The organism is Pseudomonas kribbensis, from assembly GCF_003352185.1.
GTDB lineage: Bacteria > Pseudomonadota > Gammaproteobacteria > Pseudomonadales > Pseudomonadaceae > Aquipseudomonas > Aquipseudomonas kribbensis.
In genome coordinates, this window is record NZ_CP029608.1 from 1418771 (window position 1) to 1439594 (window position 20824).

At 61.4% G+C, this 20824-nt stretch carries 23 protein-coding genes; all 23 read left to right on the top strand.

The window, feature by feature from the left end:
- The first annotated feature begins 67 nt into the window (after positions 1-67).
- Entirely contained in the window at positions 68-589 is a 522-nt protein-coding gene (locus DLD99_RS06460; protein WP_114881653.1) for a hypothetical protein, read from the top strand.
- Positions 590-592: 3 nt separating this feature from the next.
- Positions 593-1201 carry a phage baseplate assembly protein V gene (locus tag DLD99_RS06465; RefSeq protein WP_114881654.1) on the top strand — a complete coding sequence of 203 codons (609 nt, stop codon included), beginning with the start codon at positions 593-595 and terminating at the stop codon, positions 1199-1201.
- A gap of 14 nt (positions 1202-1215) precedes the next feature.
- Positions 1216-1548: a phage baseplate protein gene (locus DLD99_RS06470; RefSeq protein WP_085712866.1), complete on the top strand. Its 333-nt coding sequence runs from the start codon at positions 1216-1218 to the stop codon at positions 1546-1548.
- Positions 1545-2540 carry a baseplate J/gp47 family protein gene (locus DLD99_RS06475; RefSeq protein WP_114881655.1) on the top strand — a complete coding sequence of 332 codons (996 nt, stop codon included), beginning with the start codon at positions 1545-1547 and terminating at the stop codon, positions 2538-2540. Before DLD99_RS06470 ends, DLD99_RS06475 begins: the two co-directional genes overlap by 4 nt.
- On the top strand, positions 2537-3172 hold the full coding sequence (locus tag DLD99_RS06480) for a phage tail protein I (protein ID WP_114881656.1): 636 nt from the start codon (positions 2537-2539) through the stop codon (positions 3170-3172). The genes DLD99_RS06475 and DLD99_RS06480 overlap by 4 nt, the downstream gene beginning before the upstream one ends.
- Positions 3173-6442 (top strand): phage tail protein, encoded by a 3270-nt coding sequence (locus DLD99_RS06485; RefSeq protein ID WP_244220781.1) that lies wholly within the window; start codon positions 3173-3175, stop codon positions 6440-6442.
- Positions 6442-6978 (top strand): DUF4376 domain-containing protein, encoded by a 537-nt coding sequence (locus tag DLD99_RS06490; RefSeq protein ID WP_114881657.1) that lies wholly within the window; start codon positions 6442-6444, stop codon positions 6976-6978. The genes DLD99_RS06485 and DLD99_RS06490 overlap by 1 nt, the downstream gene beginning before the upstream one ends.
- Before the next feature lie 99 nt (positions 6979-7077).
- On the top strand, positions 7078-7263 hold the full coding sequence (locus tag DLD99_RS06495; protein WP_039771239.1) for a hypothetical protein: 186 nt from the start codon (positions 7078-7080) through the stop codon (positions 7261-7263).
- Between the two features lie 2 nt (positions 7264-7265).
- A complete protein-coding gene (locus DLD99_RS06500; RefSeq protein ID WP_114881658.1) occupies positions 7266-8432 on the top strand; it encodes a phage tail sheath protein in 1167 nt (388 codons plus the stop codon).
- Positions 8432-8938, top strand: coding sequence for a phage major tail tube protein (locus DLD99_RS06505; RefSeq protein WP_114881659.1), 507 nt, complete (start codon positions 8432-8434; stop codon positions 8936-8938). Before DLD99_RS06500 ends, DLD99_RS06505 begins: the two co-directional genes overlap by 1 nt.
- Positions 8939-9018: 80 nt before the next feature.
- Positions 9019-9600, top strand: coding sequence for a phage tail assembly protein (locus DLD99_RS06510; RefSeq protein ID WP_114881660.1), 582 nt, complete (start codon positions 9019-9021; stop codon positions 9598-9600).
- A gap of 128 nt (positions 9601-9728) precedes the next feature.
- A complete protein-coding gene (locus DLD99_RS06515) occupies positions 9729-12200 on the top strand; it encodes a phage tail tape measure protein (protein ID WP_114881661.1) in 2472 nt (823 codons plus the stop codon).
- Positions 12197-12580, top strand: coding sequence for a phage tail protein (locus tag DLD99_RS06520; protein WP_114881662.1), 384 nt, complete (start codon positions 12197-12199; stop codon positions 12578-12580). Before DLD99_RS06515 ends, DLD99_RS06520 begins: the two co-directional genes overlap by 4 nt.
- Positions 12573-12785: a tail protein X gene (locus DLD99_RS06525; RefSeq protein ID WP_114881663.1), complete on the top strand. Its 213-nt coding sequence runs from the start codon at positions 12573-12575 to the stop codon at positions 12783-12785. Before DLD99_RS06520 ends, DLD99_RS06525 begins: the two co-directional genes overlap by 8 nt.
- 9 nt (positions 12786-12794) lie before the next feature.
- Positions 12795-13823: a phage late control D family protein gene (locus DLD99_RS06530; RefSeq protein WP_114881664.1), complete on the top strand. Its 1029-nt coding sequence runs from the start codon at positions 12795-12797 to the stop codon at positions 13821-13823.
- Between the two features lie 57 nt (positions 13824-13880).
- The gene (locus tag DLD99_RS06535) at positions 13881-14465 is read left to right on the top strand and encodes a phage tail terminator protein (protein ID WP_114881665.1); all 585 of its coding nucleotides are present in this window, start codon (positions 13881-13883) and stop codon (positions 14463-14465) included.
- A complete protein-coding gene (locus tag DLD99_RS06540; RefSeq protein WP_007954893.1) occupies positions 14462-14641 on the top strand; it encodes a DUF2635 domain-containing protein in 180 nt (59 codons plus the stop codon). Before DLD99_RS06535 ends, DLD99_RS06540 begins: the two co-directional genes overlap by 4 nt.
- Positions 14641-16137 (top strand): phage tail sheath subtilisin-like domain-containing protein, encoded by a 1497-nt coding sequence (locus DLD99_RS06545; RefSeq protein WP_114881666.1) that lies wholly within the window; start codon positions 14641-14643, stop codon positions 16135-16137. Before DLD99_RS06540 ends, DLD99_RS06545 begins: the two co-directional genes overlap by 1 nt.
- A gap of 66 nt (positions 16138-16203) precedes the next feature.
- Entirely contained in the window at positions 16204-16551 is a 348-nt protein-coding gene (locus DLD99_RS06550; protein ID WP_007908779.1) for a phage tail tube protein, read from the top strand.
- Complete coding sequence (locus DLD99_RS06555) at positions 16548-16844, top strand: phage tail assembly protein (protein WP_114881667.1); 297 nt, start codon at positions 16548-16550, stop codon at positions 16842-16844. Before DLD99_RS06550 ends, DLD99_RS06555 begins: the two co-directional genes overlap by 4 nt.
- A 130-nt stretch (positions 16845-16974) precedes the next feature.
- Positions 16975-18546 (top strand): phage tail tape measure protein, encoded by a 1572-nt coding sequence (locus DLD99_RS06560; protein WP_114881668.1) that lies wholly within the window; start codon positions 16975-16977, stop codon positions 18544-18546.
- Positions 18533-19768: a DNA circularization protein gene (locus DLD99_RS06565; RefSeq protein WP_114881669.1), complete on the top strand. Its 1236-nt coding sequence runs from the start codon at positions 18533-18535 to the stop codon at positions 19766-19768. Before DLD99_RS06560 ends, DLD99_RS06565 begins: the two co-directional genes overlap by 14 nt.
- Before the next feature lie 3 nt (positions 19769-19771).
- A complete protein-coding gene (locus tag DLD99_RS06570; RefSeq protein ID WP_114881670.1) occupies positions 19772-20815 on the top strand; it encodes a phage baseplate assembly protein in 1044 nt (347 codons plus the stop codon).
- The last annotated feature ends 9 nt before the right edge of the window (positions 20816-20824 follow it).

The window sequence follows — 20824 nt, forward strand, 5'->3', positions numbered from 1 at the left end:
CACTTTCCTGTCTCGTTGCATGCCATGCGGCGGGACTGCGCGTGGACATTCGAAAAGGAGGTCATGCATGCCCGCACCGATCCGGCAGCCATCGCAGCTGTTCACGGCGATGGCGACAGCCTTGCGCAACAACGCCGACCTGAACGTGCAGGTCGGCACTCACGACGACTTCACGGCCCCCGGCGACAAAGCCTGGGTGTTGATCGACATCGAACGAAATGCACCGGGAGAGCGCGCCGCCAATGGGCGCATTGCCCACGCATTGACGCTGTCCCTTCAGGTTATTCCGGCCATATCCGCCACCGCGTTTGCCGCGTGTGACCTGATCGCCGCCCTGAAAAACCTGATCACCGACAACCGCTGGGGCCTGCCAGGCGATCAGTGCGATCTGCCGATGAATCTCGATGGTTTGTCGTCACTGGCGATTCGCGCCGATCAGCCCAACAAGGCCTGGACCCTGACATTCAACCAGACCCTCTACCTGGGCCCGACCTTGCTCGACGACCCGCTCGGCACACCGAAATTCGCCCGAACCTGGGAAGTCAGCGACATCGACGACCCCGACCAATACACCTCGCTGGAGGCCTGACCGATGTTCGACGCATTACTGCGTATGCAACTGGGCCCGATCATCGAGCGCCTGGCCGAGATGGAAGCAGAGATCGAAGACCTGCACCGACGCGCCGAAAGCTATTGCCGCATCGGCATTTGTCAGGAAGTCGATGCGGCGAGCAATACCTGCAAGGTCAGTCACGGAGGATTGCTCACCCCGGCGATCAAGTTCTTCAACCCGAGCGCCGGCGCCCAGAGCGAATCGCGGATTCCCAGCGTGGGCGAACAGTGTCTGCTGTTCAACTACGGCAGCGGCGAAAGCGGTGCGCAAAGTGTGGCGTTGTTCGGCTTGAACAGTGACCGTTTTCCACCCGTTGCAACCATTCCCACGCTGACGCGACGGGTGCATGCCGATGGCAGCGAAAGCGGCTACGACGACGCCTCGCACACCTTGCACTGGCAAAACGGTCCTGCGGCTTTCAGCGGTTCCCGTGAAGCGCTTGAGCTGAGCATCGGCCCGGCGCGACTGGCGATAACGCCGCAAGCGATCAACCTGCAACTGGGCGCCGTCGGCCTGACGATCGACGCCTCGGGCGTGCACTTCAGCGGCCCGTTGGTGGATCACCAGGGTCGCGTCATCAGCCCCTGAATCAAGAGCCTCCCATGATCGGAATCGATAGAGACACCGGGGCCACGGTCGACGACTGGCTGCAATTCGTGCAGCGCGCGACACGAGCCCTGACCACGCCGCTGGGCACCCGGCAAAAAAGGCCCCTTTATGGTTCGTTGATCCCCACGCTGCTGGGGCAAAACCTCGGCGATGACGTTCTGCTTCTGGCCCAGAGCCACGCCGCGCAGGCGTTCTACAACCCGCAGAACGGCATAGGCGATTTCCAGCCCGGCGTGATCGTCGCCACCCGACAGGGCGCCGGCCTGCTGCTGCGGTTCGCCGGCACCTGGAAAAACCGCCAACAGACTTTCGAGGTCGTGACATGAGCATGTTGATCCCTGGCCAGAACCAACTGGCCGAACCTTCGCTGATCAAGGTCGAAGCCCTCGAGGATTTGCTGGCCGAGTTCAAGACCTTCGTCCTGGAATACGTCGGATCCCGCTCGCCGCAGAGTGCTGCGAAACTCAAGACCAGCCTGGAAAACGAAAGCGAACTACTGACCATGGCGCTCGAAGCGTTTTGCGTTCGCCTGCAGACCCACGAACGCAAATACAACGCCCGCATCAAGCAGATGCTGGCGTGGTGGGCCACCGGCAGCAACCTCGATGCGCGGCTGGCGGACATGGGCCTGGAGCGACAGTTGCTCGATCCGGGCGACCCGGCGGCATTCCCGCCGGTGCCGGCGATTTACGAAAGCGACGATGACGCCCGGTTGCGCTACTACCTGGCGCCCCATGCGCCGGCGGCGGGTTCGCGGATGCAGTACCGCCGCGAGGTGTTCACCCTCGGCGAGCGGCCGTCAGTGAAAGTCGAATCCACCGATGCCGGCGTCGTCGACGTTACCTACACCTTTGCCCCGGACGGCCTCGCCGCACAGGTCAAGGATGGCAATGGCCGTCGCACAGCCCCCGGAGAAGTGCAGGTGACTGTGCTGTCCCGCGATGCCGACGGCACACCGTCCGCCGCATTGCTCGACGGCGTGCGCCAACATTTCGCCCGGCCCGATGTCTGCCCGGAAACCGACAAGGTCACGGTCAAGGGCGCCGAGATTCAGCGCTACAAGATCCGTGTCGTGGCGAAGATCAATTCCGGCCCGGATTCGGGCCTGACCAAAGTCGCCGCCGAGCAACATCTGCAAGCCTACGCCGACAGTTGCCATCGTCTGGAAGGCCGGGTCGATCCGAGCTGGATCGACTACACGCTGCACAGCGCCGGCGCCGTGCAGTTGCAGATTCTTGAACCGTTGACACCCATCGTGTGCACCGCGTTTCAAGCGCCGTACTGCACGGCGGTCGAGGTCGAGGTGCAGACACTATGACGGACCAGACACCGCGTCCGACCCTGCTGCCGGCCAACAGCTCGGCGCTGGAACGGGCGCTCGATATCGGCTTCGGCACCTTGCTTGACCGCATAGCGCCGCCGTTTCCCGAATTGATGAACCCAAGCGCTACGCCGGTCGCGTTCCTGCCGTATCTCGCCGCGGATCGCGGCGTGGCCGAATGGAGCACCGACGCACCGGAGGCGGAAAAGCGCCTGACTGTCGAACTGGCGTGGCCCACTGCGCGCCAGGCCGGCACTCGCAAGGCGCTGGAGAACGCCGCCAAGGGATTGCAACTAAGGCCGGAAGTCCGCGCCTGGTACGAACAGACACCGCCCGGCGAACCCTACAGTTTTTCCGTGCGGGCCTTCAGCGAACAACCCTACAGCGAAGAAATCGACGCCCGTCTCGACCGACGCCTGGCCGATGCCAAGAGCGAGCGGGACGTGCTGTCGGTGTCGGTCGGCCTCAGCGCCTTTGGCTCTCATGTGATCGGCGCCGCGACCTTCTGCGGCGAACTGACCACGGTCTATCCGGTGTTCCTCGAAGGCCTCGAAACCTCCGGTGAAGCCTTCATGGCGGCCGGTCTCTACACCGTCGAAACATCCACTATTTATCCTCAGGGGGCCTGAATGGCTGACTATTACACCCTGCTCACCAACGCAGGGATTGCCTACGAAACCGCCTGCAAGGCCGCGGGCGTACCGATCAAGCTGACGCAGATTTCCGTCGGTGATGGCGGCGGCGCGGTCTACAACCCGGCCGCGACAGCTACCGCGCTCAAGCGCGAAGTCTGGCGCGGACCGCTCAATGCGCTGTTCCAGGACGAGAAAAATCCGAGCTGGCTGCTTGCCGAAGTGACCATTCCGCCGGATGTCGGCGGCTGGTACGTGCGTGAAGCCGGGCTGTGGACCGACACCGGCATTCTCTACGCCATCGTCAAATACCCGGAGTCGTTCAAACCGGTTCTGGCCACGTCCGGCTCGGGCAAAGAGTTCTACATCCGCTCGATTTTCGAAACCAGCAATGCCTCGCTGGTGACGCTGCTGATCGATGACACTGTGGTCAAGGCCACTCGCGCCTGGGTCATGAGCTACCTCGCCGAAGAACTCGGCAAACTCGATGGCAAGCAATCGGTGCGCGTCGCCGCCACCGCCAACGTGGTGTTGAACGGTGCGCAGCAGATTGACGGCGTTGCCGTGATTGCCGGCGACCGCGTGTTGCTGCCGAACCAGACCCTGGCGAAAGACAACGGCCTGTGGATCGTCGCCAACGGTGACTGGGTGCGGGCCAGCGATGCCAACGTCAGCGCCAAGGTCACACCGGGCCTGACGGTGATGGTGGAAGAGGGCACGCTCAACGGCGATTCGCTGTGGCACCTGACCACCAACGCACCGATCACCCTCGGCACCACAGCGCTGACATTCAAGATGCTCGCGGGGCGTACCGGGATTGCCGCCGGGACTTACAAAAGTCTGAGCGTCGACGAATATGGCCGTGCAACGGCCGGCTCGAATCCCGACACGCTGGCCGGGTTCGGCATCAAGGACTCCTACACCAAGGCTGAAGTCGAAGCGCTGATCGCCAAGGCCTCGGCGTTGCCGGTGGGGTCGATTGTGGCGTTCCCTGTCGATACGCCGCCACCGGGTTTTCTGGAGCTGGACAACAGCGTCAAGAGCAGCGCGACTTACCCGGACTTGAGCGCTTATCTGGGCGGCAAGTTCAACAAGGGGGATGAGGGCGTCGGGAATTTCCGGTTGCCGGAAGCGCGCGGGGAGTTCTTGCGGGGTTGGGATCATGGGCGTGGGGTGGATGCCGGGCGTGGTGTAGGCAGTCGGCAGAAAGGTTCGCTCTCTGGTTATGACGCGGATTCGAACGGTCTCAGTGCCGCGATGGGGATGGGGTCAGCAAGTGGTAGCAAGGCTGACGATTTTGGGCTGGATGCATATTCAGCATCAGGGAATGCGTACTCCGTAACGATGGGTTACGCCACTTTGATTGGTTCCAGTACACCGAGCGATCTGTACGCTGGCATTGTCAGACCACGCAACATCGCCGTCATGTGGTGCATCAAAGCCTGGAACGCCCCGATCAATCAGGGAAATATCGATGTAGCTGCACTGGTCAAGGAAGTCTCCCGCTTGGGATCTGCCGTTCCGGTGGGTGCTGTCATGGCGTTCCCGACGGGGATCGTGCCGCCAGGTTTTCTTGAGCTGGATGGCAGTGTGCAAAACATTGCGACTTACCCGGATCTGGCGGCTTACCTGGGAACAACATTCAACAAGGGCGATGAAGGAGTTGGTAACTTTCGGTTGCCGGAATCGCGTGGTGAGTTCCTGCGTGGCTGGGATCATGGTCGTGGTGTGGATAGCGGGCGAAATTTTGGCACGTATCAGGCTGACGATTTCAAGGCGCACAATCATCCGCCGGCAAATAATCGTCCGGGCTTCATGACTAATGAGTTTCCAACGGTTCAGGCATATCACGCAGCCGCTTCGGGGGGACCTCAATCCTACTCGGGTGAAGGGCAACAGATTGCTACGACGGGTAACCGGGGAGGCACGGAAACCCGCCCCCGCAACCTCGCCGTCATGTGGTGCATCAAGGCCTGGAACGCGCCGATCAATCAGGGAAACATCGACGTCGCCGCACTGGCCGCCGAGCTGGAGAAAATGAAATCGGCGGTACCGGTGGGCGCCCTGATGCCATTCCCGGCTGGCGTAGTGCCGCCCGGCTATCTGGAAGCGGACGGCAGTCTGTTTCAGGACGCGCTCTATCCGCACCTTGCTGCGCACCTGAGCAAGAAATTCAACATCACCGGTGACGATGCGAGCTATACGCGGCTACCAGATACCCGCGGCGAATTCCTGCGGGGCTGGGATCACAACCGCGGTATCGATCCTGGCCGAACGGTGGGCAGTTGGCAAAAAGGTTCAGGTCATAGTTTTGACCAAGGCGCATCAGCCGGGATAGTGGGGGATCGAACGCCTAGCACTGATGCGGTGGTTGGCCGTGCGGACTTGGGGTATGACCCGGCAGCGCTGTCGGATTACCCCGTGGCACAAAATATGTCGGCTTCCGGCATTGGCGCTCCCATTACGAGTGCTGGTGAAATTTCTTTCGGTTCGACCCGCCCGCGCAACTTGGCGGTGATGTGGTGCATCAAGGCCTGGATCACACCGGTTAACCAGGGAACGATTGATATCGCCGCGCTTGAGCAGCGGGTGATTAGAAACGAGTTTGGCCGCCTTCTGAATATTCAGAAATTCACGGATAACGGCACCTACATTCCGACGCCGGGGATGAAGAAGGTGCGGATTCGAATTGTGGGCGCTGGTGCAGGATCTGGCGGTGCGTCTGCTACGGCAGCTGGCCAAGTCTCAGCGTCTGGTGGTGGCGCGGCTGGTGGCTATGCGGAGGCGTTACTGACGGCAGCGGATATTGGCGCGAGTCAGTCGGTAATCGTAGGGCTCGGCGGGATCGCAGGAACCGCTTCAGGCACAACAGGAACCGGTGGTGGTACAGGCGGCGCCTCATCGGTGGGGGCTCTGTTATCTGCCCCCGGTGGGCTGGGGTCAATCTTTTCCATTGCTGTTCCGACATCAGGTTATGCCTTGTACGTAGGCGGTTATCCGGGGGCGCCCGCCTCGGGGGGCAACTTGCTCAACATGCCCGGGGCACCTGGAGCTCCAGGCATATCCGTCAATGGTTCGACGTTGGCTGGCCATGGCGGTAGCGGGGCGCTTGGTGCGGGTGGAAGCGGCTACGGTATCGGCGCACCGATTCAGGTCGGTACAGGATACGGGGGCGGTGCTGGTGGTGTGGCCAACGGCCAGTCCAGTGCAGCTCGTAATGGCGCGCCGGGAGCTGGTGGTGTTGTTATTTTCGAGGAATACGCCTGATGAAGAAGTACGCACTCCTGTACATGGGCAAGGCTGCCCAGCTGTTCGAAACCGACGGCGACATAAAGACAATGTTTCACCCGGACATGATCTGGATCGAATGCCCCAACGAGGTCGAGGAAGGCTGGCTGTATGACGGCAAGCAGTTTGCGCCACCGGGGGTTCCGGTCGAGTCGCTGGATGAACTCAAGGCATCGGTGGCGGATGAGCGCTTCGTGCGTGAGGGTGTTGGCATCGTCGTCGACGGCCTGAACATCGAAACAACCCGCGACAGCCAGGCGCTGATCGCCAGTACTGGCCTATCGGCTATCCTCGATCCGGAATACCGCTGCAATTTCAAAACAGCGAAGGGATTCGTCGAGATTGGCGCTGCGCAAATCATCGAAATTGCGAAAGCCGTGCGAGCACACGTGCAGGCCTGCTTTGACCGCGAGCTGACGTTGTTACGTGCAATCGAGACCGGCGAATATCGCGACGAAATGCTTGCCGAAGGCTGGCCGGATTCATTGTCGCCCGATACCGCAAATCTCAAATAAACGCCCCGCACCCCGGGGCGTTTTCTTTCCCCCAAAAAAACTCAACACCCGCCAAGCCCCTCCCCACGAGGGGCTTTCCCGTTTATGGAGAAACGAAAAATGGCAACCCGCCAAACCTACACCGTGCTCGTTCCATTCCCCACCGGCGGTGGGCACTGGTCGAGCGTCGGCCAGGAACTCGATCTGCTCGATGTCGAGGCCAGTGCCCTGCACAGCGCCGGTCGACTGGAGCTGAAAACACCTACCACCAAGGCCGTGAAGGCCGCTGCCAAGAAGGCTGACTGAATATGGCTGAGGTTCTGAACTTCGAGCACAACGGCATTACCGTCAATGCCACCGAATCCCCCGAGGCCATGGGTGGCCTGGGTGACAACGTCATCGGTCTGGTCGGCACCGCGCCGAAAGCCGATCCGCTGATTCCGCGCAACGCACCGTTTCGCATCAACAGCTTTACCACCCACGCGCTGCTCGATCCGACCGGCGCGGAAGAGGGCACCCTGTACCACGCGGTTTACCAGATCCTCAAAGTGGTCAAGGTGCCGGTGTACGTGGTGATCGTCGAAGCGGGCGCGACCCCGGCCGACACCGTCAACGCAGTGATCGGCGGCATCGAGCCAGCCACCGGCCGCAAACTCGGTCTGGCGGCACTGGGTAGCGTCCCGGAAGACCTGACCATCATCGGCGCGCCGGGCTTCACCGGCACCAAGGCTGTAGCCAGTGAGTTCGCCTCGTTCGGCAAGCGCATCAAGGCCCGTGTGGTGCTGGACGGCAAGGACGCTTCGGTCGCTGACCAGGTGACTTACAGCCAGGAACTGGGCGGCGCCGACCTCGGTTTCGACCGTTGTCTGGTGGTGCACAACATGCCCGCCGTGTACTCGAAAGCGGCGAAGAAAAACGTCTTCCTCGCGCCATCCAGTCTGGCAATCGCCGCGCTGGCCAAGGTCAAGCAATGGGAAAGCCCGGGCAACCAGGTGACCTACGCCGAAGACGTGTCCCGGGTCGTTGAGTACAACATCCTCGACACCTCCACCGAAGGCGATCTGCTCAACCGCTACGGCGTCAGCTACTACGCCCGCACCATCCTTGGCGGCTTCTCGCTGCTGGGCAACCGCTCGATCACCGGCAAGTTCATCAGCTACGTCGGTCTGGAAGATGCCATCAGCCGCAAGCTGGTGAAGGCCGGCCAGAAAGCCATGGCCAAGAACCTGACCAAGTCGTTCATGGATCAGGAAGTCAAACGCATCAACGACTGGCTGCAGACCCTGGTCGCCGACGAAACCATTCCCGGCGGCAGCGTGTATCTGCACCCGGAACTCAACAGCGTCGAGAAGTACAAGAACGGCACCTGGTACGTGGTCATCGACTACGGCCGCTACGCGCCGAACGAACACATGGTTTATCAACTCAACGCCCGCGATGAAATCATCGAGCAGTTCCTGGAGGACGTTCTCTAATGTTTACCAACCGCGTAAGACAGGCCATCGCGGCCACCCTGCAAGGCCTGCCGCTGTCGGCGACCGTGGAGGAATTCACTCCGCCGAAAATCGATTTCGATATGGAAAGCATGGCGGGCGGGCGCTTCATCGTCGAGGAAATGGCCAAGAGTGCCAAGCCGCTGAATGCCACGCTCAAGCTGCAAGGCACCGGCGCTGAAGTGCTGCTGGCGATGGGCGTGAAACTGGGCGACGACATTCTGCTGAACGTGCGTGAGGCCGGTCAGGATCAGGACGGCAACACCTGGTTCACCTATCACACCATTGGCGGCAAGCTCAAAACCCTGGGTGAAGAAGCAATCAAAATGGGTAGCAAAGCCCTGACGACGCTTGAGTTCTCCTGCCGCACCTACAACCGCCTGGAAAACGGCATTCCGGTGATCGACATCGACGTGCGTACCCAGAAGTTCGTGCTCAGCGGCGTCGACATCCTTGGTGATGCCCGTCGTGCGGTGCTGATGCCGTAAGGCTTTTTGGCGACCGTGCACAAACCCTGCGGGCGTTCATGCCCGCAGGGATCTTCAAGAACACCCAAGGAATTCCTTTCATGTCGTGGATGCCACCCAAGCATGACCTGCTCTCGCCGATCACCGGCGACGACGGCTCGCAGATCGAATCGATCCAGCTCAAACCCCTGTTCTACGCCGCCCAGAAAGAAGCGCTGGAACGCGCCGGCGACGATGAAGACGATCAGTTCTTCGAGCTGGCGCTGCTGGCCACTGGGATGTCGGTCAAGGAACTCGACCAGCTCAAGCGCCCGGACTACGTAACCATTGCGCAGTATGTGCATGAGATGTCGACCCGTCCGGCGTCGTACTTTCTCGACCAGGTCGAAGACGCGGAAAAGTCCGACGATCCCGACCAGGTGCAACTGCTGCAACCGCTCGCCGTCACCGGCCGCACCGTGACCTCGCTGAGCCTGGAAATGCCGGCGCTGCGGGCCACTAAAGTGATGAAGAAACTGAAAACGGCCAAGGAACGCGCCGAGTTCATCACCGCCCATTGCACCGGCCTGATGATCCCCGATCTGGCCCTGATGAGTGTCCCTGACTGGACGCAATTGCAGGTGCGCATCGACGATTTTTTAAACCAGCCGGCGGCCTTCTTTCAGAGCGCGACATCGAAGTAATCCTCGATATCGTGCCGCTCATTTACCCGGTAAGTGAGGCGGAAATTCTGGAGTGGGACGCCGAAAAGGCGTTGCGCCGCTACGACATAGCGATCACTCGCCTTGGCGTGAAAAAGGAGTAGAGCGGCATGGCAGACACATCGTTTTCGCTGATGTACGCCGCGCAAAACGGAGGCGCGGGTTCCGGTTTGTCGGCAGGGGGATCGGCCACGGACAGCCTGATCAAACCGCTGTCCGAACTGAAAGAGGCGCTGCTCACGGCCAGTCTCGACATCCGCAGTCTGGTGCGTGAACAGATCAAGCTCGGCGCCGTTGTCCTGGGGCTGAACACAGCCCTGGCATCGTTCAAGGCGCCCGTTGTAACCGCCGCGCCGGCGGCAGGCGGCGAGAGCAAGTCTAAGCTCAAGGCCGAGATTGAACAGCGCTCGCCTCCGGCCTACCTGCAATCGGACATGGCCCTGAAAACCGCCATGGCCCAGCTCAGGCAGGTGCAAGGCCTGAGTGGCGACCTCGACACGCTGTCGAAAGCCAACCTCAAACTGGCCTCCGACAAACGGGTTGCCGGCAGTGGGGCGACGGTCGTGGATCTGGTGCAGGTCGAAGTTGCGGCTGGCAGATCGGGGATTGGCGCGGGTCTCAAGGGGGCCGACAAGGAACACGCGCTGCTGGACTTTGCCCAGGATGCAGCGGTCAACGCGTCGGCGTTCGGCATCAGCCTGAAGTCGGCCGGTGAGATGCTGTCGGCCTGGCAAGTCTCGATGAAACTGGATCGTGCTCAAGGTCAGTTGCTGGCCGATGCGACTCAGCATCTGGGCAACAGCGGACTGAATGCGACGGCCGCCGATATCGGCTCGGTGGTGCAGCAATCAGGCGAGTCGGCCGTTGCAGCGGGGATCCTGCCCGAGCAGTTGGCAGCACTGTCAGCCGCGTTGCTCAACGCTGACGTCGACAAGGCCGGTGCCGGGGCGGCGGTGAAAAGCATCAGCGCAGCCCTGGGCAAAGGCAGCCAGGGCTCGGCGGCCGAGCAGTCGGCGTGGAAGGCGTTGGGGCTTGATCCCGGCAAGCTGACTGAAAACGTCCCGGACAACCTTGTCAAAGCGCTGGCGGCATTGAAGCAACAACCGGCAGAACAGCAAACGGCGCTGATCAAGACACTTTTCAGTGGCGACGACGGTGTACGCAAACTGCTGGCGAAGCCCGAAGACCTGCAAAAAGCGTTTTCGCTGGTCGCTCCGGCCAAACTGGAAGGAACGTCGACGCTTGTGTCCTCGCAAGCGACCCAGAGCAGCCTCGCATCGCCCTACAAAGGTGAGGGTGGCGTGCGCCAATGGATGGGAAAACCCGGCGAGGCACAGACGCCGCTTTCATTGCTCAAGCCCAATGATCCACTGACACCGGCTTACAGCGGCGCGATTGAACGCAGCGCCGAGCCTGCGGGTAAAGACCCTCAGCGAAGCTGGAACGCGTTCGATGCCAGTCTCAATCGTCTGGTCACGGCGTTGGCACCTGATGCAGCCGGCACGCTGGATTCGCTGACGAATATGACCAACGGCGTGGCCGATATGGCTGAAGCCTATCCAAAAACCTCGACGGCACTGGCCGTTGCGGGCGCTGGATTGTCGGCCATCGTGGTGGCGGTGATGGCCAAGGCATTCGGCAATTTCACTGACAAACTGCTCAAGGGCGTGGCTTCAAAATTGCCGTTTGGTCTTGGCGGTTTGATTGCCGATATTGAAGACCCGAAAACAAAAAAAACGTCTGCCGGAAATGGCGTGGGCCATGATTGTTGCTGCTACTGCAAACCGCTGGGCGGCGGGACGGGCGGCAAGCTCAAGCCTCGTCGGGCAAGCATCACGCCTCGAGTCGGACGTGGAGCAGTCGGTGGGGTGACCCCCCGGGCACCACGGATCATTGCACCGTCGGCACCGCTTGCACCCTCGGCACCGCTTGCACCGCCGACACGATCCGTTGGCACGTACTGGTCGGGAACCATGACGGCATTTGCAGGCTCATCAGCCGTCAGCTCCGCACCGGCCGCTCCACTGTCCGGTTCCTACGCCAGGGCAGGCAGACTGCTTGCCAGACGGGCACCACCACTGCGGTTGCTCAGCGCCGGATATGAAATGGTCACCGGCGTCATGAAGGGCGATAAACGTGCCGTCGTGTCCTCCGGTGCATCGTTAGCCGGGTCGTCTGCCGGAGCCGCTGTCGGTGCTGCATTGGGCACGTTGATTCTGCCGGGTTTGGGCACCATGGTTGGCGGGTGGCTTGGGAGCATGGCGGGCGGGGCCATCGGTGAGTCCCTGGGCGACAAGCTGGGGAAACAAGTCGATCGTCTCGGCTCTCCTGCACAGGTCAGTAAAGACCTCATCGCGACCTCGGCGACCTCCACGATCCCCGCGGCACTTGCAACCACAGCCGCCAGCCAGCCTGTCACGCTCAATTCCACCATCAACATCAATGGTCAGGATCAGGGCAGTGCCCAGGCACTGGCCAATCTGGTGGTGCAAACAACGATGAGTCAGTTGGGCCAGATCATGCCGACCAACCCTCTCGCCACACGACGTGACGCTGCCCTGACCGATGGAGTCGCCACATGAAACAACAAATGGCACTGGGCAGTTTCATCTTTGGCCTGTCACGCGGTTTTGCCTACAGCAGTTTTCTGCGCAAGTCCGATGGCGGCTGGACGGAGCTGCAGATCCTCACCAGCAAACCCAAGTCGCACCAGACGGGACAGAAGCCTGAAACCCTGACCATCACCGGCAAATCGATGTACGCGGTGGCCATGGATCGGCTGGATGAACTGCGGGCGCTGCAAGCCCTTCGTGTACCGCTGCCGCTGATTGATGGCATCGGCCGCAACTGGGGTTTGTGGCGGATTACCACGGTTCAGGAAACCCAGACCTGCATCATCGATGATGGTACGGCGATGGTGGTCGACTGGACCCTCGAATTGGCGGAGTTCAACAATGCGTAAGGTACGAAGCGTGGCCGGTGATTCGGTGAATCTGTTGTTGTACCGCGAAACCGGTCGCAGCGATGACTCCGCCGAAGAAGCCCTGTGGCAGCTCAATCCGACGCTGGCCGAACACGGCCCCGTCTTGCCTGCGGACGTCTGGGTGGTGTTGCCGGAACTCGATTCGAAGCCGGCGGCGATCAAGCCGGTTTCAGCCTGGGATTAAGGAGGTTGTATGGCACAGGGTTTCACGCCTGTGGTGGAAATCTACGGGACCAACGCGGCGCTGCTCAATCAGCGCCTGATCAGTTGGGAGCACGTCGATGCTGCCGGTACCGAGTCTGATCAGCTGACGCTGACGGTCGATCTGGAAGGGCTTGAAGGGCTGCCTGATCTCGGGGGGAGAATCGGTCTTCGGGTCGGCTATCGCGAATCGGAAATTGTCGATAAGGGCCTGTTCAAAGTGACGCGCCTGACACCGACCCTGTTCCCGTTTCGCCTGACACTGGTCGCCACGGCCGCGCCGTTCAGCGCCGCCGACGAGACCGGCTTCAAACAGCGACGTACGGCCAGCCATGGTCCGACCACCCTGGGTGCGCTGTTTGGTGAACTGGTTTCGCCTCATGGATTTTCTCCACGGGTGGCGTCCGATCTGGCGCTGATCAGGATCGATCACATCGACCAGTCCAACGAAACCGACATGGGTTTCCTGACGCGCCTGGCGAAGAAGTACAAGGTGATCGCCAAACCGGTGGGCGAGCTGTATGTGCTGGCGCGCCCCGGTCAGACCAAATCGCTGTCGGGCAAGTCCTTGGCGGACGTGCGTCTGTCGGTGACCGAGAACAACCGCCCCGGCGATCACGCTTTCATCAGCGCCACCCTTGAAGAGACCGCCCGGGCACAGGCCAAAGGCTGCAAGACCCGGTTCCTGGATAAGGCCATCGGTGTGATGCGTGAGGTGCTGACCGGTGAGGCGCCCTACAAGACCGTGCGTCAGATCTGCCAGAGCGAGGAGGAGGCCAAGGCTATCGGAGAGGGCGAAGTGCGCAAGATGCTGCGGGAAAAGTACAAGGTGAAGATCACCTGCCCGGGCAATCCGCTGCTGTCTGCCGAGGGCCTGCTGTTGCTCGATGAGACCTGGCCGGACTTCCTGCGTGGTCGCTGGTCGATCGAAAAGGTCACTGCCAGCGGCAAGCGCGAAGAAAGTTATCGCTGCGTCATCGAGGCCACCAGCCTCGATCCGAAAGCAGACGCCAAAGACTGATTCATCCCACCATACGCTCCCACTCCTGCGTCACTCTCTAACACTGGAACGCTCCCCATGAAGATCTCCCCGATCCTCACGCAGCTGCGTGCGCAATGCCCAAGCCTTGCCGGCCATATCGCGACAGGTGTCGACCTGGCGCTGCTGCAAGGCAACCCGAATCTGCCGACACCGTCGGCCCATGTATTACCGCTGGCCGATCTGGCCAGTGCCAGTACCGCACAAAACTCCACCAGCCAGCCGATCCGCGACCGCTTCGAAATCATCCTGGTGCTCGACGCCACGGACGCCACAAAAGCGCTGGATCTGTTGCACGACCTGCGCGCCGAACTGTGGCGTGCGCTGGTGGGTTTCAAACCCGGTTCGGAATACAGCGCCATCGTTTATGACGGCGGCGAAACGGTCTCGATCAACAGCAGCCGCATGTTCTACCGGCTGCGCTTTTTTGCCGAGTTCCAGCTGGGCCGCAATCTGCCAAGTCAGCCTGCGGAGAGTTGGCACGAACGCGAACTGGACGGTTTGTCGTCCTTTACCGGGGTCACCGTGAGGGTCGATGCGATCGACCCGGCCGACCCCAACCTGAAACACCCGGGCCCTGACGGGCGCGTGGAAATGACTTTCTCTGGAGACGTAACCCCATGAGCAACCGCATCACCGTAGTGCCGGCCGCCGGCCGTGCCGTGCCGGACCCGGAAGCAGGCGACCTGCTGCCACTGGAAGGCCGTGAAGTGCTGGACAGCGCCTGGTGGCGCCGGCGTCTGGCCGACGGCGATATCACCCTCAAAACCGCAACAGCTAAACAAAAGGGAGCCAAATAATGGCGATCGGATTCAGCAACATTCCTGCGGACATTCGTGTTCCGCTGTTCTATGCCGAAATGGACAACTCGGCCGCCAATAGCGCGTCTTCGTCCATGCGCCGGCTGATCGTGGCGCAGGTCAACGACAACATCGCCCCGAGCGAAGTCGGCAAACTGGTGCTGGTTTCCAGCGTGGCGCTGGCCAAAAGCATCGGCGGCCAGGGCTCGATGCTGGCTTCCATGTACGAAACCTTCCGCAAGGCCGACCCGATCGGTGAGATCTGGTGCCTGCCGCTGCACAACGCTGAAGGCGCAATCGCCAAAGGCGTGGTGACCCTGACGGGCACCGCAACCCAGGCCGGCGTGCTTAACCTGTATGTCGGCGGCGTTCGCGTGCAGGCCACCATCGCCAATGGTGCCACCGCTGCACAAGCGGCCACTGCGCTGGTGCAGAAAGTCAATGCCACTGCCGATCTGCCGGTGACGGCGCTGGCCACCGACGGTGTGGTTACCCTCAACGCCAAATGGATCGGCGACAGCGGCAACGACATCAGCCTGCAATTCAATCGTCTGGGCAAGAGCAATGGCGAAGAAACCCCGGCCGGTCTGGTCACCGCGATCACCCCGATGATCGGCGGCACCGGCGTGCCGGATCAGGTGGCTGCCGTCGCGGCTCTGGGTGACGAGCCATTCGAATTCATCGCGCTGCCATGGTCCGACCTGGCCACCCTCAATACCTGGCAAGCGGTAATGGACGACAGTACCGGTCGCTGGTCGTGGGCCAAGCAACTGTTCGGTCACGTCTACAGCGCCAAGCGCGGCACCGTCGGTACTCTGGTCGCAGCCGGTCAGGCACGCAACGACCAGCACATGACCATTCAGGCGCTGGAGCCGGGCGTTCCGCAACCGGTGTGGGTACAAGCCGCTGCACTGGCTGCACGTACTGCGGTGTTCATCTCCGCCGACGCCAGCCGTCCGACCCAGAGCGGCAGCCTGCCAGGCGTCGATCCGGCGCCGGCCAGCGAGCGCTTCACCCTGACCGAGCGTCAGTCGCTGCTCAACTACGGCATCGCCACCGCGTACTACGAAGGCGGCTACGTGCGCATCCAGCGCTCGATCACCACCTACCAGAAGAACGCCTACGGCCAGGCTGACAACTCGTACCTGGACAGCGAAACCATGCACCAGTCGGCGTTCATCGTACGTCGTCTGCAAAGCGTGATCACCAGCAAGTACGGTCGCCACAAACTGGCCTCCGACGGCACCCGTTTCGGCGCCGGTCAACCGATCGTCACCCCGGCGACCATTCGCGGTGAGCTGATCGCCCAGTACGCCAAGCTCGAACTGGAAGGCCACGTGGAAAACGCCGAGCTGTTCGCCGAGCACCTGATCGTCGAGCGCGACGTGAAGGACCCGAGCCGCGTGAACGTGCTGTTCCCGCCTGATTACATCAACGGTCTGCGCGTGTTCGCACTGCTCAACCAGTTCCGTCTGCAGTACGACGACGTCGCCTGATCGGCTCGTTTGACACTGTGATTCGGCCCACCTCGCGTGGGCTTTTTATTTGAAGGGAGTAACACCATGGGTCAACTGATTGCAGGCACCTGCTACGTCAAGGTCGACGGTGCACAACTGACCATCAATGGCGGCTGCGAAGCCCCGCTGATGGCCGTCAAACGCGAAACCGTCGTGCCGGGTTTCTACAAGGAAACCGACATTGCGCCGTCGTTCAAAGTGACTGCGCTGCACACCGCCGACTTCCCGCTGAAGAAGCTGATCGAAGGCACCGACATCACCGTCACCTGCGAATTCAGCAACGGCAAAGTCTACGTGCTGGCCGGTGCCTACCTGGTCGAAGAGCCAGTCTCCAAAGGCGATGACGCCACCATCGAACTGAAATTCGAAGGCATCAAGGGGACCTGGCAATGAGCGGCGCCGTGAAGCTTCAAGTTGCGATCGAAGCTCACGGCGAGCCCCTGACCGAACTCGTCCTGCGCCGTCCGACGGTGCAGGAGGTGCGAGCGATCAAGGCGCTGCCGTACAAGATCGACAAGAGCGAAGAAGTCAGCCTCGACATGGACGTGGCGGCCAAATACATCGCCGTGTGCGCCGGCATTCCGCCGTCGTCGGTCAACCAGCTGGACCTGGCTGACTTCAACGCGTTGAGCTGGGCCGTTGCAGGTTTTTTCATGAGTGCGGCGTCGGAGCCATCACCGACCTGATTTCGGTCGCCTATGACCTGGCCTGGTTCTGGAAGGTTGACCCCGAACAGATGATGGCCAGGCCACTGGATGTGCTTCGCGAATCGCTGGAGCACGCGCAACGGATCAACGCGATGCAGCAGGTGCAGTGATGGCCAATACACAGATAAACACGATCCAGCAAAACATTCAGACCACGGCCGGCATGCTCGAGGTGATGCAAGGTCTGCAGAAAACGGCGACCGAGATGAAGGGTGTTCGCGCCAAGGTCGCAGGGTTCAAGAAAAGCCTGGAAAGCAGTGGACTCAAGCCGCTGGATCTGTCCGGTTTTGTTTCCGGGGGCGGCTTGCTCAAGCCGTTTCAGGACGGCTTGAAAAAGGCGATCAAGGCCGAAGACGAACTGGCGAACAAGAGCAAGAAGCTCAAGGCCCCGGCGCTGGCAAAGGATGCCGTTATACCCAAGCCGTTGCCCAGGCCCGCGACCGCGCGACTTCCCGCGCCGGTGAAGGGTGAAACCTCTACCAACCTCGCGAAGTTCAACGTTTCGCTCGACAACATCTCGCTGAAGATCGGCCAGGCGCTGTTACCGGCGGTCAAGGGTCTGGTGACGGCGCTGGTGCCGGTCATGACCACGGTCGGCAAGTTTGTCGCCGAACATCCTCAACTGGTTGAAGGACTGGCAGCGGCAGCAGTGGCGTTCACCGTGGTGACCACGGCCGCTGCCGGACTCAGTGCGGTGTTGACACTGCTGGCCTCGCCGATCGGCTTGTTTGCCGCCGGAGCCGCGCTGGCGGCCGGTTTGATTGTCGCCAACTGGAAACCGCTTTCGGCTTTCTTCGTCCGGCTGTGGCAACAGATCGCCCCGGTGGTACTGCCGATGGCGAACTTTTTCAGAACCCTGTTCGACTTCACCCCGCTGGGCATGGTGATCAACAACTGGGGACCGGTCAGCACGTTCTTCGCAGCTCTGTGGAACGTGCTCAAGGCAGTGGCCGCGCCGGTTATCGATTTCTATACAACGCTGTTTGCCTACTCACCGCAGGCGCTGATTCTGAAAAACTGGCAACCATTGGTTGGCCTGTTTGCTTCGATCTGGGATTTGCTGCGAGCGGTGTCGGTGCCGATCTCAGCGTTTATTCAAGACGTGGTGGACTCCATCAGTCTGTCGGTGGTGGAGCTGTATGCGGTGATTAGCGAGCAGTTGGGCTGGTCGCCGCTGGAAACGATCATCGAGGCCTGGGGATCGGTGACGGTGTGGATTCAGAAGTGGAGTGACAAGTTCTACGATGCGCTGGCGCCGATCCGGGAGTTTTTCAATGGCGGTCTTGGCACACTCGCTGCCGAAGCGTCGGCCAAGGTCGATGTTCTCACCCGTGCTCAGCTGAAAACCAATGCCGAAGGCAAGGGCGAGTGGGCTCCGGGTTTTTTTGGCTCTGATGCCGACTCCACGCCCGGCGTTTCGGTGCCGGAAGGCGCATTGACGCAGAACTCCAGCTCGTTGACGCAGAATTCCAGCTCGCTGACGCAATCCTCCAGCAACCTGATCCAGAAAAGCGCCGCCAACAACCGCACGCAACTCGAAGGCGGCCTGACGGTCCGCTTCGAAAACGCGCCGGCGGGGCTGCGCACCGATCAACCGCAAACCAATCAACCGGGGCTGGCGCTCAGTTCGCGCATCGGCTATCGCTCGCTATCGGCAGGAGGTTCCAATGAACTGGCGTGACCGTTTGTTGCCGGCATCCTTTCGCGGTGTCGGTTTCTGGATCGACCAGGCGAAAACCCCGGTCGGTCGCAAGGGACAGTTGCATGAGTATCCGCAGCGCGACCTGCCGTTTTTCGAGGATCTCGGCCAGCAGGCCAAGACCCACGACCTGACGGCGTTCATCATCGGTGCCGATTGCCTGGAGCAGCGCGACAAGCTGCTCCAGGCTTTGGAGCAGGGCAGCGGCGAGCTGGTGCATCCGTGGCTGGGCCGCTTGCAGGTCAAGGTCGGCGAGTGCGACATGACCCACACCCGCCAGGACGGCGGGATGGTGACCTTCACACTGAAGTTCTACCCGGACCGGCCGCTGCCGTTTCCGACGGCGACGGTCAGCACGCAGAAAGTTCTGCTGATCAAGGCCGACGGTTTGCTCGGCTCGGCGGTGGCGCGCTTCGAGCAGGCGATGACCCTGATCAAGGCCGCGCGGATCGGCATCGCCAATCTGCGCAACAGCCTCACCGGCGTGTATGACGTGATCAAGGAGCAGCTCAAGCCGCTGATCGCGCAATACAAGCAGATCACCGAACTGGTCAGGGCCGTCAAGGAACTGCCCAAGGAGGTGGCGGCGGAGTTCAAGGGCTTGCTCGGCGATATCAAGGAGCTGAAGGCATTCGCGAAGGAGGGCTACCGTGGCGTGATTGCCGACGTGTCCCAACAGATCGAAGCCATCCGCAAGGCCGACGCACCGAAAATCACCACCGGCATGGATACTAATGCCGCTGCGCAAGCCATGGCCAACCTGGTGCAGGACACACTGATCGTCAAGGTTGCGCAGTGGGTTGCCTCAATGCCGGTGGCGTCGACGCCGGTAAAACTGTCGTCGACGCCTTCGCTGGACCAACAGTCGAAACAGCCGGTCAGCCGTCAGGAAGTGCCGGTCACCGATGATTTGCAAGCGTTGCAAAAAGAGCTGATCGAAGCGCTGCAAAAGGCCCAGGACAAGGCCGATCCCGCGCACTACCAGGCCATCGCCGATGTGAAGGAAGCGCTGATCGCGCACCTCAAGGCTGTGGCTTCGTCCGGTGTGCGGCTGGTGAGCAAAACCTTCCAGGAAACCTTTCCGGCGCTGGTGGTGGCCTACAAGCAGTTTGGCGACGCCACTCGGGTGACCGAGGTCATTCAGCGCAACGGTCTGTCTCATCCGGGTTATTCACCCAACGAAGTCAAGGTTTCCAGGGAGTGAGTCATGAACGAGACTGACAACCGCGTCACGCTGACCGTCGGCGACATGGAATACGGCGGCTGGAAAAGCGTGGAGATCTCCGCGGACCTGGAGCGCCAGTTCCGCACCTTCAAACTCGACATCACCTGGCAATGGCCGGGGCAGACCGTGGATCAGCGGATCAAGGCCGGCGACCCGTGCGAAGTGCGGATCGGCCAGGATCTGGTGCTCACCGGTTATGTGTTCAAGGCCCCGATCAGTTACGACGGGCGACAGATCAGCCTGAGCATCGAGGGCAGCTCCAAGACCCAGGATTTGGTGGATTGTGCGGCGCGAAACAACCCTGGCCAATGGCAGGATCAATCGCTGTTGAACATCGTCCAGGCCCTGGCCATGGAGTACGCGTTGAGGGTGGTCAACGAAATTCCCGAGACCGCACGGCTGAGCAAACACACGATCGTCCCGGGTGAAACGGTGTTTCAGTCGATCGACCGTCTGCTCTCGCTGTACCGGGTGTTTTCCACCGATGACGCCGAAGGCCGGCTGGTGCTTGCCAAACCCGGCAGCGGCGGCCGCGCCAGCGATGCACTGGAGCTGGGCAAGAACATTCTCTCGGCCAATGCGCCGATGGATTTCAGCCAGGTGTTTTCCGAATACCGGGTGATCGGCCAGCAGAAGGGCAACGACAAGAAGAGCGGGGCGGCGGCCAGCGAAGTGGAATCGACGGCGGCCGACCTGAGTTTCAAACGCCGGCGTACCACGATCATCAACGAAGGCTCGCAGCTGACGTTCGAACTGGCCCAGCAACGGGCCCAATGGGAGAGCGCGACGCGCATGGGCCGGGCGCTGACCACCACGTATCAGGTGCAGGGCTGGCGTCAGTCCAACGGTGACCTTTGGCGTCACAACACCTTGGTGCGTGTCAAGGATCCGGTGCTCGGATTCGATGAAGACATGCTGATCTCCAAGGTGACGTATTCGCTGTCGGCGCAAGGTTCGGTGACCACCCTGCAAGTGGCGCCACCGCATACCTTCGACGCGAACCCGACTCCCCCGAAAAAGACCTGAGCCCGACAC

Bases quoted from the DNA above. Each gene is read 5' to 3' on its own strand.
- DLD99_RS06555 (WP_114881667.1), top strand. From the start codon at position 16,548: ATGAGCGGCGCCGTGAAGCTTCAAGTTGCGATCGAAGCTCACGGCGAG.
- DLD99_RS06540 (WP_007954893.1), top strand. From the start codon at position 14,462: ATGAGCAACCGCATCACCGTAGTGCCGGCCGCCGGCCGTGCCGTGCCG.
- DLD99_RS06550 (WP_007908779.1), top strand. From the start codon at position 16,204: ATGGGTCAACTGATTGCAGGCACCTGCTACGTCAAGGTCGACGGTGCA.
- DLD99_RS06570 (WP_114881670.1), top strand. From the start codon at position 19,772: ATGAACGAGACTGACAACCGCGTCACGCTGACCGTCGGCGACATGGAA.
- DLD99_RS06535 (WP_114881665.1), top strand. From the start codon at position 13,881: ATGAAGATCTCCCCGATCCTCACGCAGCTGCGTGCGCAATGCCCAAGC.
- DLD99_RS06495 (WP_039771239.1), top strand. From the start codon at position 7,078: ATGGCAACCCGCCAAACCTACACCGTGCTCGTTCCATTCCCCACCGGC.
- DLD99_RS06560 (WP_114881668.1), top strand. From the start codon at position 16,975: ATGGCCAATACACAGATAAACACGATCCAGCAAAACATTCAGACCACG.
- DLD99_RS06510 (WP_114881660.1), top strand. From the start codon at position 9,019: ATGTCGTGGATGCCACCCAAGCATGACCTGCTCTCGCCGATCACCGGC.
- DLD99_RS06490 (WP_114881657.1), top strand. From the start codon at position 6,442: ATGAAGAAGTACGCACTCCTGTACATGGGCAAGGCTGCCCAGCTGTTC.
- DLD99_RS06530 (WP_114881664.1), top strand. From the start codon at position 12,795: ATGGCACAGGGTTTCACGCCTGTGGTGGAAATCTACGGGACCAACGCG.
- DLD99_RS06515 (WP_114881661.1), top strand. From the start codon at position 9,729: ATGGCAGACACATCGTTTTCGCTGATGTACGCCGCGCAAAACGGAGGC.
- DLD99_RS06505 (WP_114881659.1), top strand. From the start codon at position 8,432: ATGTTTACCAACCGCGTAAGACAGGCCATCGCGGCCACCCTGCAAGGC.
- DLD99_RS06545 (WP_114881666.1), top strand. From the start codon at position 14,641: ATGGCGATCGGATTCAGCAACATTCCTGCGGACATTCGTGTTCCGCTG.
- DLD99_RS06565 (WP_114881669.1), top strand. From the start codon at position 18,533: ATGAACTGGCGTGACCGTTTGTTGCCGGCATCCTTTCGCGGTGTCGGT.
- DLD99_RS06460 (WP_114881653.1), top strand. From the start codon at position 68: ATGCCCGCACCGATCCGGCAGCCATCGCAGCTGTTCACGGCGATGGCG.
- DLD99_RS06500 (WP_114881658.1), top strand. From the start codon at position 7,266: ATGGCTGAGGTTCTGAACTTCGAGCACAACGGCATTACCGTCAATGCC.
- DLD99_RS06525 (WP_114881663.1), top strand. From the start codon at position 12,573: ATGCGTAAGGTACGAAGCGTGGCCGGTGATTCGGTGAATCTGTTGTTG.
- DLD99_RS06480 (WP_114881656.1), top strand. From the start codon at position 2,537: ATGACGGACCAGACACCGCGTCCGACCCTGCTGCCGGCCAACAGCTCG.
- DLD99_RS06485 (WP_244220781.1), top strand. From the start codon at position 3,173: ATGGCTGACTATTACACCCTGCTCACCAACGCAGGGATTGCCTACGAA.
- DLD99_RS06475 (WP_114881655.1), top strand. From the start codon at position 1,545: ATGAGCATGTTGATCCCTGGCCAGAACCAACTGGCCGAACCTTCGCTG.
- DLD99_RS06470 (WP_085712866.1), top strand. From the start codon at position 1,216: ATGATCGGAATCGATAGAGACACCGGGGCCACGGTCGACGACTGGCTG.
- DLD99_RS06520 (WP_114881662.1), top strand. From the start codon at position 12,197: ATGAAACAACAAATGGCACTGGGCAGTTTCATCTTTGGCCTGTCACGC.
- DLD99_RS06465 (WP_114881654.1), top strand. From the start codon at position 593: ATGTTCGACGCATTACTGCGTATGCAACTGGGCCCGATCATCGAGCGC.